Genomic DNA, 14319 nt, shown 5'->3' with positions numbered 1-14319 from the left:
AGCCCGCGCCCCGCTTATTGGTCGCCCGCCACCTGGCCATCAAAACGCATATCGGCATAGGCCACGGTGCGGCTGCCTTTGGCCCAGCGGTAGCCCCACCAGATCAGCAGGAACACCGGCAGGCCGATATAGGTGGCGACCACGCCGCCCCAGTCGATATGGTCCTTCAGGAAGGCCTCGTAGTTCTGGCCCAGGGTGATGACCAGGCAGAGCACAAACGCAAAGATGGGACCGAACGGGAACCAGGGCGAGACATAGGGCAGCTGCGACACATCATGGCCCTGCGCCAGAAAGCCCTTGCGGAAGCGGTAGTGGCTGATGGCGATGCCCAGCCAGGCGATAAAGCCGGTCATGCCCGAGAGGTTGAGCAGCCACAGGTAGACGGTCTGCGGGCTGAACAAAAAGCTGAAAAAGCACAGCCCGGCCATCACCGTGGTCGCCAGCAAGGCCATCACCGGCACGCCATGGCGCGAGAGGCGGCCAAAAATGCGCGGCGCCATGCCCTGGCAGGCCAGCGTGTAGAGCATGCGGGTGGAGGCATACATACCCGAGTTGCCGGCCGACAGCACGGAAGTCAGCACCACGGCATTCATGATGACGGCGGCCGACAGCAGGCCCGCCTTCTGGAACACCAGGGTGAAGGGGCTGACGCTGATATCGCCGATGTCATTGCGCAGCAGATGCGGGTCGGTGTAGCTCACCAGCGAGCCGATCACCGCAATCGCCAGCACATAGAACAGCAGGATGCGCCAGAACACCTGGCGCACCGCGCGCGGAATGTTCTTGGCGGGGTTCTCGGACTCGGCCGCCGCAATGCCGATGAGCTCGGTGCCCTGAAAGGAGAAGCCCACGATCATCGCCACACCGATCAAGGCCGCAAAGCCACCGGCAAACGGCGCATCGGCCACCTGCCAGTTGGCGATCGCGCCCCAGACGCCATCCGTCGGGCCGCCGCGCAGAATGCCAAAAATCATCGCCACGCCCAGCGCGATGAAGACCAGCACCGTCGTCACCTTGATCGCCGCAAACCAGTACTCGGCCTCGCCAAAACCGCGCACCGAGATGGCATTGAGGGCCACCATCAGCAGCAGGAACAGTGCGCTCCACCAGTAGCCCGGCACATCGGGGAACCAGTAGGCCATCACCAGCTGCGAGGCCACCAGATCGACCGCAATCGTGATCGCCCAGTTGTACCAGTAGTTCCAGCCCAGCGCGAAGCCAAAGCCCTCGTCCACATAGCGCGCGCCATAGGTGGCGAACGAGCCCGACACCGGCATGAAGGCCGCCAGCTCGCCCAGGCTGGTCATCAAAAAGTAGACCATCAGGCCGATGACGCCATAGGCCAGCAGCGCACCACCGGGCCCCGCCTGCGCAATGGTGGCGCCCGAGGCCACAAACAGCCCCGTGCCGATGGAGCCACCGATGGCGATCATCGACAGATGGCGCGCCTTGAGATCACGGCGCAGTTCATTGACTGGCGCGGAAGAAGAGGAAGACCCAGAACCCGGCATAAACAAAAAAGCATGGCCACAAGCGCCATGCCGACAATGACAAGGCCGCCATTATCGGGTTTTCCCCTGGTCTGCGGTAGTGGCCGCCCCCAATTCCGCCACAGCGCTTGTGTTTCCAGCTAGCTGGCCCAGTCTCAGGCCAGGGTCAGGGTCTGGCTGATCGACCATGGCTGGCCCGGCGCCAGCAGCACCGGCGTGTCGATGCTGGCCGCCTCCACACACAGCATCTGGCGCCAGCCGTCATCGGGCATATCGGCCAGGCTGTGGCTCAGCAACACGCCCGGGTTCCAGACGACGATTTCGCTGGCCGTGCTGCTGTGGCGAATTTCCAGCCGGCGGCCGGCGGGCACATCGGGCTGCTGCAACTGCAGCACCGTGCCCGCTGCGCCCGGCGTGGAGAACACCCGGTCAAAGCCCTGCTCGGTGGTCGCGGCAAAGCCCACATCGCCCTGCGGCTGCACAAAGCGGGTGTCCGCCAGCGCATCCCAGCAGGCCAGGCCCTGCAGGCCGGACAACCGCGTTTGCGCCACATCGTCCACCTGCAGGTAGCTGTGCAGCGCGCAGGTCATGGACCAAGCTACATCGCCGGTGTTCTGCACATCGAGGCGAATCGACAGGCTGCCCGCCTGCACGCCAATGCGCAAGCGCGCATCAAAGGCATGGGGCCAAAAGGCCCGCGTGGCCTCGCTGTCCGTCAGCTGCATGACGATGCCGGCTTCATCGGCCTCCCGCATCTGCCAGGGCAGGTTGCGTGCAAAGCCATGCTTGGGCAGCGGCCCGCGCGTGTTGAACTGCGGAAAGCAGACCGGCACGCCGCCGCGAATGGCAGCCTGGCCATCGCGCTGGCTGGCGGGGCTCAGGTAGAGGTGCTCGCGGCCACCGGCCGTCTTCCAGGACAGCAGCTGCGCGCCCTGCTCGGCCACCACGGCCGACGAACCATCGGGCCACTGGGCACACCAGGCGGCAAAGCCTTCGTAGCTGATTCGGGTCCACGTATGCGCCATCTTTTTTGCTCCTCTAAATGCAGCGATTGTGACACTGGCAGCGGGCCCCACTGCCGCTGGCGAGCCATACAGCGGACAGCAAAAAGGACAGCCGCAGCTGTCCTTGGTAGATACCTATTGAAGCCAGTGCCCCGCCTCAGCCGGGCATGCTGGCGATCAATATTCCCAGAAAATGCGCTGGATTTCCTTGGGGTCGTTGGTCTTGGTCAGCGCCAGCGCTGCCAGCAAGCGGGCTTTCTCAGGGCGCAGGTCATGCGCAACCACCCAGTCGTACTTGTCATCGGGCTGCTCTGCATTGCGCAGCACAAAGCCATAAGGCACGCGCGCCGAGCGGATCACCTGCACGCCCTTGCTGCGCGCTTCCTGCAGTGCGGGGACGATGCGGTCGGCCACCGAGCCATTGCCGGTACCGGCATGCACGATCGCCTTGGCGCCGGTGCCGACGAAGGCATCAATCGCGGTGCGCGGCACATTGCCGTAGCTGTAGACCACTTCGACAGCAGGCAGGCTGGAGATGGTGTCGATGTTGAACTCGGACTGCATCGTGTGGCGCTTGATCGGCGCACGGAACCAGTAATTCTTGCCTTCCACCACCATGCCCAGCGGGCCCCACTGGCTTTGGAACGCGCTGGTCTTGATGTTCACATCCTTGTTCACATCACGCGCGGTCTGGATCTCGTCGTTCATCGTCACGACCACGCCCTTGCCCTCGGCATCCTTGGACGCTGCCACGCTCACGGCGTTGACCAGGTTCAGCGCGCCATCGGCCGACAGCGCGGTGCCGGGGCGCATCGAGCCCACGACCACGATGGGCTTGTTGGTGTGCACCGTCAGGCTCAGGAAATAGGCCGTCTCGGCCAGCGTGTCGGTGCCGTGGGTGATGACCACGCCATCCACATCGGGCTGCTTGACCAGCGCGGAGACGCGCTTGGCCAGCACCAGCAGGTTGTCGTTGGTAAAGCTCTCGGAGGCAATCTGGAAGACCTGCTCACCGCGCACCTGGGCCACCTTGGACAGCTCAGGCAGGCCGGCGAGCAGCTTGTCCACCGGCACCTTGGCGGCGCTGTAGGTGGCGCTGTTCATTGCCGATGCACCGGCGCCGGCAATCGTGCCGCCGGTGGCCAGCACGACCACATTGCGCTGGCCTTGTTGTGCCACCTGAGGCGCAGCCGCTGGCGCTGCAGCAGGTGCGGCGGCAACGGCAGGGGCCGCTGCTGCGGCTTGGGTGTTTTGGGGGCCGCTGGCGCAAGCGCCCAGGCTCAGCGTGACCGCCAGGGTCACAGCACTCAGTGCGGGAAGCCGCCAGCGGGACGCTTGGGACACCTGCAGCATTGTTGTCGATTTGTGTGGCATCAGTAGCACCTCGTGTCAAAAGCCGCTATCTTAGAAACTGTGTGCGGGCTGCGCATTGGTGAACACACCTATGGTTTTTTGCAAGCCCATAGGCTGCAAGATTGACGCCCAGGTGACGATTCGCCGACACAAAGACACCCGCCCCTCTAGGGCTATGTTGGCCACCCGCCAAGGGGGTCGCAGCCGCCGCTAGACTTGCCGGATCGGGGTTGTTACCACTGTCAATATCAACAGTTTCTAAGCTGCTTACCATGCAGCACCGGGGCAGGCCAAGCAACTTTTCCAAGACCCAAGGCCCAGCCCCATTGCAGGAGATCAGTGCATGTTTTCGTTTTTCGAGCGGCGGGTGCCGCCCTATCCCAGCGCCGAGCCCCAGGTTCCGCCCAAGGGGTTTTTTGCTTTCATGTGGGCCTGTACGCAGGGCATGCGGGGCTGGATCGGCCTGCTCACGGCCACCTCGGCGCTGCTGGCCATGTACGAGGCCATGCTGTTTGCAGTGATGGGCCATGTGGTCGATTGGCTGGCGACCATGTCGCCCAACAACTTCTGGGCCGAGCAAGGCCGCACGGCACTGGGCATTGCCGGCATCTTGCTGGGCAGCGTGCTGCTGCTGGCACTGCACACCCAGGTGATGCACCAGGTGCTGGCCATCAATTTTCCGATGCGGCTGCGCTGGGTGTTCCACCGCCTGATGCTGGGCCAGAGCATGTCCTTCTACGCCGACGAGTTTGCCGGCCGCATTACGACCAAGATCATGCAGACGGCGCTGTCCGTGCGCGAAGTGGTGTTCATGATCGTCGATGTGCTGGTGGGCGTGAGCGTCTACATGATCGGCATCCTGATCCTGGCGGCCAGCTTTGAGTGGCGGCTGATGCTGCCCTTCCTGCTGTGGCTTCTCGCCTATATCGGCGCCTGCTTCTACTTTGTGCCGCGCCTGGGCAAGATCGGCAAGGCCCAGGCCGATGCGCGCTCGATGATGACCGGCCGCGTGACCGACGCCTATACCAATATCGCCACCGTCAAGCTGTTCGCCCACACCAAGCGCGAGGCCGACTACGCCCGCAGCGCGATGGAAGCCTTCAAGCAGACCGGCCATGCCCAGATGCGCCTGGTGAGCCTGTTCGAGATCACCAACCACCTGATGATCACGCTGCTGCTGCTGGGCGCCTCGGGCACGGCGCTCTACCTGTGGTTGAACGGCCAGGCCAGCGCCGGTGTGGTGGCCGCCGTGATCGCGATGGCGCTGCGCCTGATGGGCTATTCGCACTGGGTGATGTGGCAGATGACGGGCCTGTTTGAGAACGTGGGCACCATCCAGGACGGCATCAACACCTTGACCAAGCCGCGCAGCATCGTCGATGCCAGCGGTGCCAAGCCGCTGGTGGTGCAGCAAGGCCGCATCGAGTTCGACAACGTCAGCTTTGCCTACAAGGATGCCGGCCGCCCGGTCATCGACCAGCTCAACCTGACCATCCACCCCGGCGAGCGCATTGGCCTCATTGGCCGCTCGGGCGCCGGCAAGTCGACCCTGGTCAACCTGCTGCTGCGCTTCCACGACCTGGCCGGTGGCCAGATCCGCATCGATGGCCAGGACATTGCCAAGGTCACGCAAGACAGCCTGCGCAGCAATATCGGTATGGTGACGCAAGACACCTCGCTGCTGCACCGCTCGATGCGCGACAACATTCTGTATGGCCGCCCCGACGCCAGCGAAGAAGACATGCGCCGCGCCACCGAGCGTGCCGAGGCATCCGACTTTATCGCCACGCTGAGTGACCGCTTTGGCCGCACCGGCTACGACGCCCAGGTGGGCGAGCGCGGCGTCAAGCTCTCGGGCGGTCAGCGCCAGCGCGTGGCCATTGCCCGCGTGATGCTCAAAGACGCGCCCATCCTGCTGCTGGACGAAGCCACCAGCGCGCTCGACAGCGAGGTCGAAGCCGCCATCCAGGAGAGCCTGGACAGCCTCATGCATGGCAAGACCGTCATCGCCATTGCGCACCGCCTGTCCACCATCGCCGCGATGGACCGCCTGATCGTCATGGACAAGGGCCAGATCATCGAGCAAGGCAGCCACCAGCAGCTGCTCGCCCAAGGCGGCATCTATGCCAAGCTCTGGGCCCACCAGAGCGGCGGCTTCCTGGCCGAGCCGGTCGATGGACCTCTGTAAATCTGCATATGGCTATTGAACTGAAAAAGGACGTGCACGACCGTGCCGTCCAATCCATCGAACGCTACTTCGAGCAGACCCAGGGCGAGCGCATCGGCAATATGACCGCCGCCGCGCTGCTCGGCTTCTTCCTGAAGGAAATCGGCCCCAGCCTCTACAACCAGGGCGTGGCCGACGCCCAGGCCCGCCTGCATGAGCGCCTGCAGGAGCTCGACTATGAGGTGCATGAGGACGAGTTTGGCTACTGGAACAAGGCCAGCAGCAAGCGAGAATCACGGGGCTAGTCCCTCCTAGGAGCGCCACGATGTCTGCGATTTCCGATTCCGATGTCAGCGCCGCCGCGGTGCAGCGGCTGGTGGGCTTCTACGAGTCGCTCGCGCCCGAGAACCTCGCGCAGCTGAGCGACTACTACGCCGCAGATGCCTTTTTCAAGGACCCGTTCAACGAGGTGCGCGGCATCGCGGACATCCGCGCCATTTTTGCGCATATGTTTGAGACGCTGCAGGAGCCGCGCTTCATCGTCACCCAGCAGCTGGTGCAGGGCGATCGGGCAGCCCTGGAGTGGGAGTTTCGCTTTCGCTTTCGCAGCTGGAACGCGCAAGCGCCCCAGTGCATCTACGGCGCCTCGTTGCTGCGCATCGATGCCCACGGGCGCGTGGCCGAGCACCGCGACTACTGGGACGCGGCAGAAGAGCTGTACGAGAAATTACCGGCAATTGGCCTGTTGATGCGCTGGCTGCGGCGCAACGCCTCGGTCAAGCGCTAGGGGCCGCACCAGGCGCCACCGCCGGCCCGGCCAGACCGTAGAAGGTGGTGCCCGTAACCCAGTCGATGATCTGGTCATCGCTGTACTGCCCCGAGTCCTTGAGCAGACCCAGCACCGGATCGCAGGCACGGGCAAACAAGGTGTAGAGCACCAGCTCGGCAGGCAAGTGTTGGGGCAGTTGGCCGCGGGTCTGGGCCTCGGTGATCCAGATGCTCAGCCGGTTGCTCAGCGCAATCAGCCGGTCCATATAGGCATCGTTGGACTGCAGCGAGGCGCTGAGGTTGGAGTTTTGCGCGGGCAGCGACGGCATCTGCCCTTCCAGCTGGGTGCGCATGGCCCAGCGCACCACCGCCTTCAACTGCTCCAGCGCCGCGATCGGCTGGCCTGCTTCGGCCGCCGCATCGGCCGCGCTGCGCAAGCCATCGACAAAGGCCAAGGCGCGGTCCAGCACCCCGACCATCGCAGCACCCGCCAATTCTTCCTTCGACGTGAACAGCTTGTAGAGACTGGCCTTTGCCATGCCCGCCTCCGCCGCCACCTCGTCGACGGTCATCGCGTCGTAGCCCTTGGTCGCGAGCAGGCGGTTCACCGCCGTCACGATGGCCTCTTCACGCACACGCTGTATTTGTTCCTTGATGGCAGACCGAGCATTCATGCCGCCATTTTATGACGTCGCAGGTCATGAAGAAGACTAAATGGTGCATTTTTGACATTTGTGGTTTATAGTGTGAACTCATCAGTTCAACAATTGATCTAGAAGGTTCAAACGTTTGGCTGTTGCATCTACAAGGGGTCCTTTCATGCAACGCATCGCTGTCATCGGATCGGGGATTTCTGGGCTGGCCGCTGCGGCCCACCTGGCCCGTTCGCAGACATCGCACCGGGTCTGCCTGCTGGAAGGGGGCAGCCATTTCGGCGGCCATGCCAACACGGTGGACCTGAGCCTGGATGGCATCACGCACGGCGTCGATACCGGCTTTCTGGTGTTCAACCACCGCACCTACCCCTTGCTGACCCAGCTCTTCCAAGACCTGGCCGTCGATACGGTCGCCTCCGAGATGTCGTTCTCGGTTCAGGTGCCTGGTGCCCACGGGGCATCTGCGCTGGAATGGAGCGGCCGCTCCCTCGCCAGCGTGTTTGCCCAAAAACGCAACCTGCTGCGCCCGCGCTTTTGGGGCATGCTGCGAGACATTGCCCGCTTCAACCGCCTGACCACCGAGATCGCCGAGCGCCAGGCCGAGGCCGAGATGACAGCCTCGATCGCTGCATTCCTGGACCAGCACCGCTTCTCCGCCGCGTTCCGCAGCGACTATCTGCTGCCGATGCTGGGCTGTATCTGGTCCTGCCCCACGGACCAGATGCTGCACTTCCCCATCGCCACGATGATTCGCTTCTGCCACAACCACGGCCTGATCCAGGTGCGCGACCGGCCGCAGTGGTACAGCGTGCGCGGAGGCTCACGCCAGTATGTGCGCCGCTTGCTGGCCCGTTTGACGCAGGATGGCCGCCACGAGGCGCGCCTGAATACGCCGGTGCTCGGCCTGCAGCGCCACCCGCAGGGCGTCATGCTGCAGATGGCGCATGGCTCCGAATGGTTTGATGCCGTGGTTCTGGCCTGCCACAGCGACCAAGCCTTGCGGCTGCTGGGCGACGGCGCCACGGCCGCTGAACGCGCGGTGCTCGGCAGCATCCGTTACCAGCCCAACGAGGCGGTCCTGCACACCGACAGCGCCGTGCTGCCCCAGCGCCAGGCGGCCTGGGCGGCCTGGAACTACGAGCGTGCCGCCGCGTCCAGCGCCGAGCAAGCGGGCGTCTGCCTGCACTACCTGATCAACCGGCTCCAGCCCTTGCCCTGGCAGCAGCCGGTAGTGGTGTCGCTCAACCCAGCGCGCCCTATTTCTGCGGACAAGGTACATGCCCGCATCCAGTACAGCCACCCGGTGTTTGACCAGGCAGCCATCGACGCCCAGCGCCAGCTGCCCCAGCTGCAGGGCCAGCTGCGCACCTGGTTTTGCGGCGCCTGGTGCGGCTATGGCTTCCACGAAGACGGGCTGCGGTCCGGCCTGGCGGCGGCCCAAAGCCTGTGCCAGTCGCTGGCCGGCGCAGCGCCACCCGCGCAGGCGCCGGCGCTGGAGGAGGCCGCATGAGCAACCGTTCGCTGATCGGCTTTGGCCACATCTGGCACCAGCGCCTGCGCCCGGTGGTGCATGCCTTCCGCTACCCCGGGTATTTCTTGCTGCTGCCCCTGCGCAGCTTACGCGGCCAGCCCGATGCCGTACTGCACCGCAACCGGCGCGGCCTGATCAGCTTTTATGACCGCGACCATGGCGACGGCAGCGCCGACTGCCTGGCCTGGTTTGACCAGCTGCTGCAGCAAGAAGGTATCGAGGACGCGGCCGGCGAGATCTGGCTGCACACCTTCCCGCGTGTGCTGGGCTATGCCTTCAAGCCCGTCAGCTTCTGGTATGCGCACCGGGCAGATGGCTCGCTGGCGGCGGTGCTGGCCGAGGTCAACAACACCTTTGGCGAGCGCCATGCCTACTTGCTGGCCGGGCCCGATCTGGCCTGGGGCACGGAGCAGCTCGCGGCCAAATGCTTCCATGTGTCGCCGTTTTGCACGGTGCAGGGCGCATACCGCTTCCGCTTTGTGCGCAGCGACAGCCGCAACCTGGTGCAGGTCGACTTGCATGACGAGGCCGGCGCGCTGCTGCGCACCGGCGTCGCAGGCAGGCTGCAGCCCTTGACCCGTGCCACCGTGCGGCGCGCATTCTGGGCCATGCCCTTGATGACCTGGGGCGTCGTGCTGCGCATCCACTGGCAGGCACTGCGCCTCTGGCTCAAACGCCTGCCTTTCCACCGCAAACCCTCCGAGCCCAAGCGCTTCGTCACACGATGAACTCCACTACCGCCTCCATGCCGAGCCCGTCCGCCCAAGCCGGACGCTCCATCCCCCGCAGCGCGCGCCAGGTACTGCAGCTGCTGGAACACCTGCCCCGCGGCCAGCTGGACCTGCAGCTGCCCGATGGGCAACTGCGGCACTTCAGCCAACAGCCCGCAGCGCAGGCCGATGCGCGCTGTGCCATCCAGGATTGGGAGGCGCTGGAGCGCGTGCAGCGCTCGGGCGATATCGGCCTGGCCGAAGGCTATATCAACGGCCAGTGGGACAGCCCCGACCTGAGCGCGCTGCTGCGTCTTTGCATCGCCAATCGCGACCACATGGAGCAGCTGGTGTACGGCCACTGGTGGGGCCGGCTGGGTTTTCGCCTGCGCCACCTGCTCAACCGCAACACCCGCTCGGGAAGCGCCCGCAATATCCATGCGCACTACGACCTGGGCAATGACTTTTACCGCCTCTTTCTCGACCCAAGCATGAACTACAGCGCGGCCTGGTTCGAGGGGCGCAGCGGCGATGCGCTGGCCCAGGCCGATCTGCTGCAGGCCCAGCAGGCCAAGATGCGCCAGGCCTTGCAGGAGACCCGGCTGCAACCCGGCCAGCGCCTGCTGGAGATTGGTTGCGGCTGGGGTGCACTGGCCCAGACGGCGGCCACCGAGTTTGGCGCCCAGGTGACCGGGGTGACCTTGTCGCGCGAGCAGCGCCAATGGGGTCTGGAGCGCATCGCCCAAGCGGGCCTGCAAGCCCAGGTCGATCTGCGCTACCAGGACTACCGCGATCTGGCTGCCCAGCACCAGTCGCAGCCCTTTGATGCCATCGTGTCCATCGAGATGTTTGAAGCGGTGGGCCAGGAGTACTGGAGCAGCTATTTCCAGTCGCTGCGCCAGTGCCTCAAGCCCGGTGGCTATGCCTGCGTGCAATCCATCACCTTGCGCGATGACCTGTTTGCGCGCTACCTGCGCTCGACCGATTTCATCCAGCAGTACATCTTCCCCGGCGGCCTGCTGCCCAGCGTCCAGGCCTTTGAGCGCGAAGCGCGCCGGGCCGGCTTGACCGTGGAGAAGAAGCTGCACTTTGGCAGCGACTATGCCGAAACACTCAGGCGCTGGCGCCAGGCCTTTGAGCAGCAGATCGATGCCGTCCGCGAACAGGGCTTTGATGAACGTTTTGTACGCATCTGGCGCTTCTACCTCGCCTACTGCGAGGCCTCGTTCGACATGGGCAACACCGATGTGGTCCAGTTCACATTGCGCAGGCCCGACCATGCCTGAACTCCGCCGACGCCAAGCCCTGGGCTGGGGCGCCCGCCTTCTTGCTCTCTCCATGACTGCCATGACCCACGACCTCCTCGCAGCCACGCCTGCCTCCCCTGCCCCTCCTGCTGAACTGGGCACGGCCTTGCCAGGCGCGCGCCTGGTCGGCACCGGTGTGCTGCGGTTTTTTGGGCTGCGGGTGTATGAGGCGCGCCTGTGGGCCGCTGCCGGCTTCAACCCACTGGACTATGCGCGCCAGCCCTTTGCGCTGGAGCTTATCTATGACCGCAAGCTCGAGGGCGAGGCCATTGCGGAGCGCTCCATCGCCGAGATGCGCCGGGTGGCGCCCTTCTCCGAAGAGCAGGGCCGCCAGTGGCTGCGCATGATGAAGCAGGCCTTTCCCGATGTGGTGGCGCAGGACCGCTTGCTGGGTTTGAACGACGGCACAGGCAAGGTCGTTTTTCTGTACAACGGGCGCGAGACTGCCACCATTGACGACGCGCTGTACGCGCGCCTGTTCTTTGGCATCTGGCTGTCGGAGCAAACCTCCGCACCGGCGCTGCGCGCTGCACTGCTGGGCCAGGGCTGAGGGCTGTCCGCCATGAACGCCATCCCGGTTCAGCAAGCGCTTTCCTGGCGCACGGGGCTGGCCTATGGCGCGCTGGCGGCACCGCTGGCCTTTGTCTCGCTGCCCTTGTATGTGACCCTGCCCCACTACTATGCGGCCGTGGCCGGTGCGCCGCTGGCCGGCCTCGGGGCCGTGCTGCTCGCCACCCGGGCCTTTGATGCGCTGCTGGACCCGGCGCTGGGCCGCCTGGCAGATCGCCTGCTACAGCGCGGGCGGCGTGCCGCGTGGCTGGCTGCGGCGCTGGGCAGCCTGGCCATGGCCCTGGGGTTTTATGCGCTCTGGCACCCGCCCATCAGCAACCCGTTCCAGATGCTGGGCTGGCTCGCCGGCTGCCTGCTGCTGAGCACCTTGGCCTATAGCGCGGTCACCATCCTGCACCAGACCTGGGGCACCCGCTGGGGCGGCCAGGCGGCCTGGCGCACGCAGGTAACGGCCTGGCGCGAGGGCGCGACCTTGGTCGGCGTGCTCACCGCCAGCGTCTTGCCCAGCCTGTTGGGCATGGATGCAACCAGTGCGGTGCTGCTGGCCGCGCTGGGCCTGGGTTTGCTGGGCTTGTACCGGCTGCGCGATCCGCGCGCGGACGCAGCACATGCCAGCGCAGGGGCCGCGCAGCGCAGTGGCCGGCCCCAGGCCTCACCCTGGCGTGATGCCGCTTTTCGCCGGTTGCTGTCGGTCTTCATGCTCAACGGCATTGCGGCGGCCATACCCGCCACGCTCCTGCCCTTCTTTGTCGTGGACCGGCTCCAGGCGCCCGAGCTGCTGCCGCTGTTCTTGCTGTGCTACTTCGCCGCTGCCGCGCTGGGCCTGCCGCTGTGGGTCAGAGCCGTTGCCCGCTGGGGCCTGGCGCCCAGCTGGCGCGCCGGCATGCTCGCCAGCGTCATTGCCTTTTTCTCGGCCTCCTTGCTGGGCGCGGGGGATGCCTGGGCCTTTGCGGCCATCTGCCTGGCCAGCGGCCTGGCGCTGGGCGCCGACCTGGCAGTGCCCGGCGCGCTGCTCACGGGGGTGATCCACGAATCAGGCCATGGGGGATCGGGCGACGGGCGTTATTTGGGCTGGTGGGCCTGTGCCACCAAGCTCAACCTGGCTCTGGCCGCCGGGCTCTGCCTGCCGCTGCTCGCCATGGCGGGCTACCACAGTGGCAGCACCGCGCCTGCCGGCCTGCAGGCGCTGGCCTGGGCCTATGGCGGCCTGCCCTGCCTGCTCAAGCTGTTGGCCCTGGCCTCTCTCTGGCGCGCTGAGCGCCTGCAACCCTCCTGGAGGTAACGATGACATCCACGCCCTGCACCCACCGCATCATCACGCTGCGCCGCGCCGGAATCGGCCTGGCCCTGTTCGGCACGCTGGCACTGCTGAGCGCCTGCGCCAGCCCCTCGGTCGAGGACTATGCCCAGGAGCGCCCGGCCTTGGACCTGCGCCAGTACTTCAACGGCCCGCTCACGGCGCAGGGCATGTTCACCGACCGCCAGGGCAAGGTGGTCAAGCGCTTTACCGTGCAGATGACCGGCAAGTGGACGGGCAATGACGGCGTGCTGGAAGAGCACTTTGTCTACAGCGACGGCACCACGCAGGAGCGCACCTGGCACATCCAGTACCTCGGTGAGGGCCGCTATAGCGGCCAGGCGGGGGATGTGGTCGGCCCCGCCACAGGCCAGGCCGCCGGCAACGCGCTGCACTGGAACTATGTGCTGGCCTTGCCGGTGAACGGCCGGGTCTGGAATGTGCGGATGGACGACTGGATGTACCTGATGGACGGGCGCACCATGCTCAACCGCACGGCGATGAGCAAGTTCGGCATCCACCTGGGCGATCTGACCATCTCCTTCAGCAAGGGGTCGCAGTGATGCCGCTGCTGCAAGCCAAGCTCAATCCGCCGATGCGCGACTGGCAGGGCCGGTCCGTCTGGATCATTGGCGCATCGTCGGGCATTGGCAGGGCCACCGCTGAGGCACTGCAGGCCCAGGGCGCGCGCGTTATCGTATCGGCCCGGGATCTTGCTGCGCTGCAGGCCTTTGCAGGCAGCCGCCCCGGCTGCCTGGCGCTGGCACTGGATGTGAGCGAGCCCGGCACCGTGGCGGCTGCCGCACAAGCGGTGCATAGCGCCCTGGGTGCTGCGCCCGACCTGGTGCTGTACTGCGCCGGCCACTACCGGCCGCTGCGCGCGACCGAATTCAACCTGCCCGAGATGCAGAAACACCTAGCGGTCAACTATGTCGGCGTGCTGCATGTGCTGGACGCCATCCTGCCGATGCTGCTGCAAGCGGGCCAGGGCCATATCGCGCTGGTCGGCAGTGTTGCGGGCTACCGGGGGCTGCCAATGTCTCTGGCCTACGGCCCCACCAAGGCCGCGCTCAACAACCTGGCAGAAAACCTCTACCTGGACCTGCACCCCCAAGGGCTGGGCGTATCCATCATCAACCCAGGCTTTGTCGAGACGCCTCTGACCGCCCAGAACCATTTCAAGATGCCCGCGCTGATCAGCCCCGCAGAAGCAGCGCAGCATATCTTGCAGGGCTGGGCGCGCGGACAGTTCGAGATGAACTTCCCCCGCCGCTTTACCCGCTGGATGCGCCTGCTGCGCTGCCTGCCCGACCGCTGGTACTTTGCCAGCGTGCGGCGGATCACCAAGGCCTGATGCGGGGACGGGGACGACAGCGGCACGGCATGCGTGCTTATCGCCAGTAGCCCAATGATGCGCCAGTCTGCACCCAAGCCTGTTCCACCGCCTTTCCCACTTGAGGCCCTGC

14 protein-coding genes are annotated in these 14319 nt (G+C 65.6%); 10 read left to right on the top strand and 4 right to left on the bottom strand.

The window, feature by feature from the left end; genetic code table 11:
* Positions 1 to 14: 14 nt before the first annotated feature.
* From WH303_RS02065 to WH303_RS02055, 3 genes are all read right to left on the bottom strand, one after another.
* Positions 15 to 1511 (bottom strand): amino acid permease, encoded by a 1497-nt coding sequence (locus WH303_RS02065; protein WP_339516580.1) that lies wholly within the window; start codon positions 1509 to 1511, stop codon positions 15 to 17.
* A 134-nt stretch (positions 1512 to 1645) separates the two neighbouring features.
* Positions 1646 to 2515 carry a D-hexose-6-phosphate mutarotase gene (locus WH303_RS02060; protein ID WP_339516579.1) on the bottom strand — a complete coding sequence of 290 codons (870 nt, stop codon included), beginning with the start codon at positions 2513 to 2515 and terminating at the stop codon, positions 1646 to 1648.
* A gap of 156 nt (positions 2516 to 2671) precedes the next feature.
* Positions 2672 to 3772: a type II asparaginase gene (locus WH303_RS02055; protein ID WP_052329993.1), complete on the bottom strand. Its 1101-nt coding sequence runs from the start codon at positions 3770 to 3772 to the stop codon at positions 2672 to 2674.
* Between the two features lie 418 nt (positions 3773 to 4190).
* Here WH303_RS02055 and WH303_RS02050 point away from each other — a divergent pair, with 418 nt between their 5' ends.
* Genes WH303_RS02050 through WH303_RS02040 form a run of 3 tightly spaced genes read left to right on the top strand, consistent with a single transcriptional unit; the run spans position 4191 to position 6801 of the window.
* Positions 4191 to 6035 carry an ABC transporter ATP-binding protein gene (locus tag WH303_RS02050; RefSeq protein WP_021027112.1) on the top strand — a complete coding sequence of 615 codons (1845 nt, stop codon included), beginning with the start codon at positions 4191 to 4193 and terminating at the stop codon, positions 6033 to 6035.
* An 8-nt stretch (positions 6036 to 6043) separates the two neighbouring features.
* Positions 6044 to 6319: a DUF2164 domain-containing protein gene (locus tag WH303_RS02045; RefSeq protein WP_339516576.1), complete on the top strand. Its 276-nt coding sequence runs from the start codon at positions 6044 to 6046 to the stop codon at positions 6317 to 6319.
* A gap of 20 nt (positions 6320 to 6339) precedes the next feature.
* Positions 6340 to 6801, top strand: coding sequence for a nuclear transport factor 2 family protein (locus WH303_RS02040; RefSeq protein ID WP_339516574.1), 462 nt, complete (start codon positions 6340 to 6342; stop codon positions 6799 to 6801).
* On the opposite strand, the gene WH303_RS02035 is transcribed toward WH303_RS02040, so the two are convergent.
* Positions 6791 to 7456: a TetR/AcrR family transcriptional regulator gene (locus WH303_RS02035; RefSeq protein WP_021027115.1), complete on the bottom strand. Its 666-nt coding sequence runs from the start codon at positions 7454 to 7456 to the stop codon at positions 6791 to 6793. The genes WH303_RS02040 and WH303_RS02035 overlap by 11 nt on opposite strands.
* 145 nt (positions 7457 to 7601) lie before the next feature.
* Between WH303_RS02035 and WH303_RS02030 the strand changes: the two genes are divergently transcribed.
* From WH303_RS02030 to WH303_RS02000, 7 genes are read left to right on the top strand one after another with little or no spacing between them, the layout of a single operon-like run.
* Complete coding sequence (locus WH303_RS02030) at positions 7602 to 8948, top strand: NAD(P)/FAD-dependent oxidoreductase (protein ID WP_339516572.1); 1347 nt, start codon at positions 7602 to 7604, stop codon at positions 8946 to 8948.
* A complete protein-coding gene (locus WH303_RS02025; RefSeq protein WP_339516570.1) occupies positions 8945 to 9697 on the top strand; it encodes a DUF1365 domain-containing protein in 753 nt (250 codons plus the stop codon). Before WH303_RS02030 ends, WH303_RS02025 begins: the two co-directional genes overlap by 4 nt.
* Positions 9694 to 10965 carry a class I SAM-dependent methyltransferase gene (locus WH303_RS02020; RefSeq protein ID WP_339516568.1) on the top strand — a complete coding sequence of 424 codons (1272 nt, stop codon included), beginning with the start codon at positions 9694 to 9696 and terminating at the stop codon, positions 10963 to 10965. Before WH303_RS02025 ends, WH303_RS02020 begins: the two co-directional genes overlap by 4 nt.
* Positions 10958 to 11536 carry a chalcone isomerase family protein gene (locus tag WH303_RS02015; RefSeq protein ID WP_339516566.1) on the top strand — a complete coding sequence of 193 codons (579 nt, stop codon included), beginning with the start codon at positions 10958 to 10960 and terminating at the stop codon, positions 11534 to 11536. Before WH303_RS02020 ends, WH303_RS02015 begins: the two co-directional genes overlap by 8 nt.
* 12 nt (positions 11537 to 11548) lie before the next feature.
* Positions 11549 to 12838 carry an MFS transporter gene (locus WH303_RS02010; protein WP_339516564.1) on the top strand — a complete coding sequence of 430 codons (1290 nt, stop codon included), beginning with the start codon at positions 11549 to 11551 and terminating at the stop codon, positions 12836 to 12838.
* A gap of 2 nt (positions 12839 to 12840) precedes the next feature.
* Positions 12841 to 13416 (top strand): DUF3833 domain-containing protein, encoded by a 576-nt coding sequence (locus tag WH303_RS02005; protein ID WP_339516562.1) that lies wholly within the window; start codon positions 12841 to 12843, stop codon positions 13414 to 13416.
* A complete protein-coding gene (locus WH303_RS02000) occupies positions 13416 to 14207 on the top strand; it encodes an SDR family NAD(P)-dependent oxidoreductase (RefSeq protein ID WP_339516560.1) in 792 nt (263 codons plus the stop codon). Before WH303_RS02005 ends, WH303_RS02000 begins: the two co-directional genes overlap by 1 nt.
* Positions 14208 to 14319 lie beyond the last annotated feature (112 nt).

The organism is Comamonas sp. MYb69, assembly GCF_037479315.1.
Taxonomy (GTDB): domain Bacteria; phylum Pseudomonadota; class Gammaproteobacteria; order Burkholderiales; family Burkholderiaceae_C; genus Comamonas.
Note: the sequence above shows the minus strand (reverse complement) of the source record. Positions and strands in the feature narration are given on the sequence as shown.

What these genes read in the sequence shown, in the direction of transcription:
- WH303_RS02065 (WP_339516580.1), bottom strand. Translation starts at nt 1,511, where the DNA reads ATGCCGGGTTCTGGGTCTTCCTCTTCTTCCGCGCCAGTCAATGAACTG.
- WH303_RS02060 (WP_339516579.1), bottom strand. Translation starts at nt 2,515, where the DNA reads ATGGCGCATACGTGGACCCGAATCAGCTACGAAGGCTTTGCCGCCTGG.
- WH303_RS02050 (WP_021027112.1), top strand. Translation starts at nt 4,191, where the DNA reads ATGTTTTCGTTTTTCGAGCGGCGGGTGCCGCCCTATCCCAGCGCCGAG.
- WH303_RS02045 (WP_339516576.1), top strand. Translation starts at nt 6,044, where the DNA reads ATGGCTATTGAACTGAAAAAGGACGTGCACGACCGTGCCGTCCAATCC.
- WH303_RS02040 (WP_339516574.1), top strand. Translation starts at nt 6,340, where the DNA reads ATGTCTGCGATTTCCGATTCCGATGTCAGCGCCGCCGCGGTGCAGCGG.
- WH303_RS02035 (WP_021027115.1), bottom strand. Translation starts at nt 7,456, where the DNA reads ATGAATGCTCGGTCTGCCATCAAGGAACAAATACAGCGTGTGCGTGAA.
- WH303_RS02030 (WP_339516572.1), top strand. Translation starts at nt 7,602, where the DNA reads ATGCAACGCATCGCTGTCATCGGATCGGGGATTTCTGGGCTGGCCGCT.
- WH303_RS02025 (WP_339516570.1), top strand. Translation starts at nt 8,945, where the DNA reads ATGAGCAACCGTTCGCTGATCGGCTTTGGCCACATCTGGCACCAGCGC.
- WH303_RS02020 (WP_339516568.1), top strand. Translation starts at nt 9,694, where the DNA reads ATGAACTCCACTACCGCCTCCATGCCGAGCCCGTCCGCCCAAGCCGGA.
- WH303_RS02015 (WP_339516566.1), top strand. Translation starts at nt 10,958, where the DNA reads ATGCCTGAACTCCGCCGACGCCAAGCCCTGGGCTGGGGCGCCCGCCTT.
- WH303_RS02010 (WP_339516564.1), top strand. Translation starts at nt 11,549, where the DNA reads ATGAACGCCATCCCGGTTCAGCAAGCGCTTTCCTGGCGCACGGGGCTG.
- WH303_RS02005 (WP_339516562.1), top strand. Translation starts at nt 12,841, where the DNA reads ATGACATCCACGCCCTGCACCCACCGCATCATCACGCTGCGCCGCGCC.
- WH303_RS02000 (WP_339516560.1), top strand. Translation starts at nt 13,416, where the DNA reads ATGCCGCTGCTGCAAGCCAAGCTCAATCCGCCGATGCGCGACTGGCAG.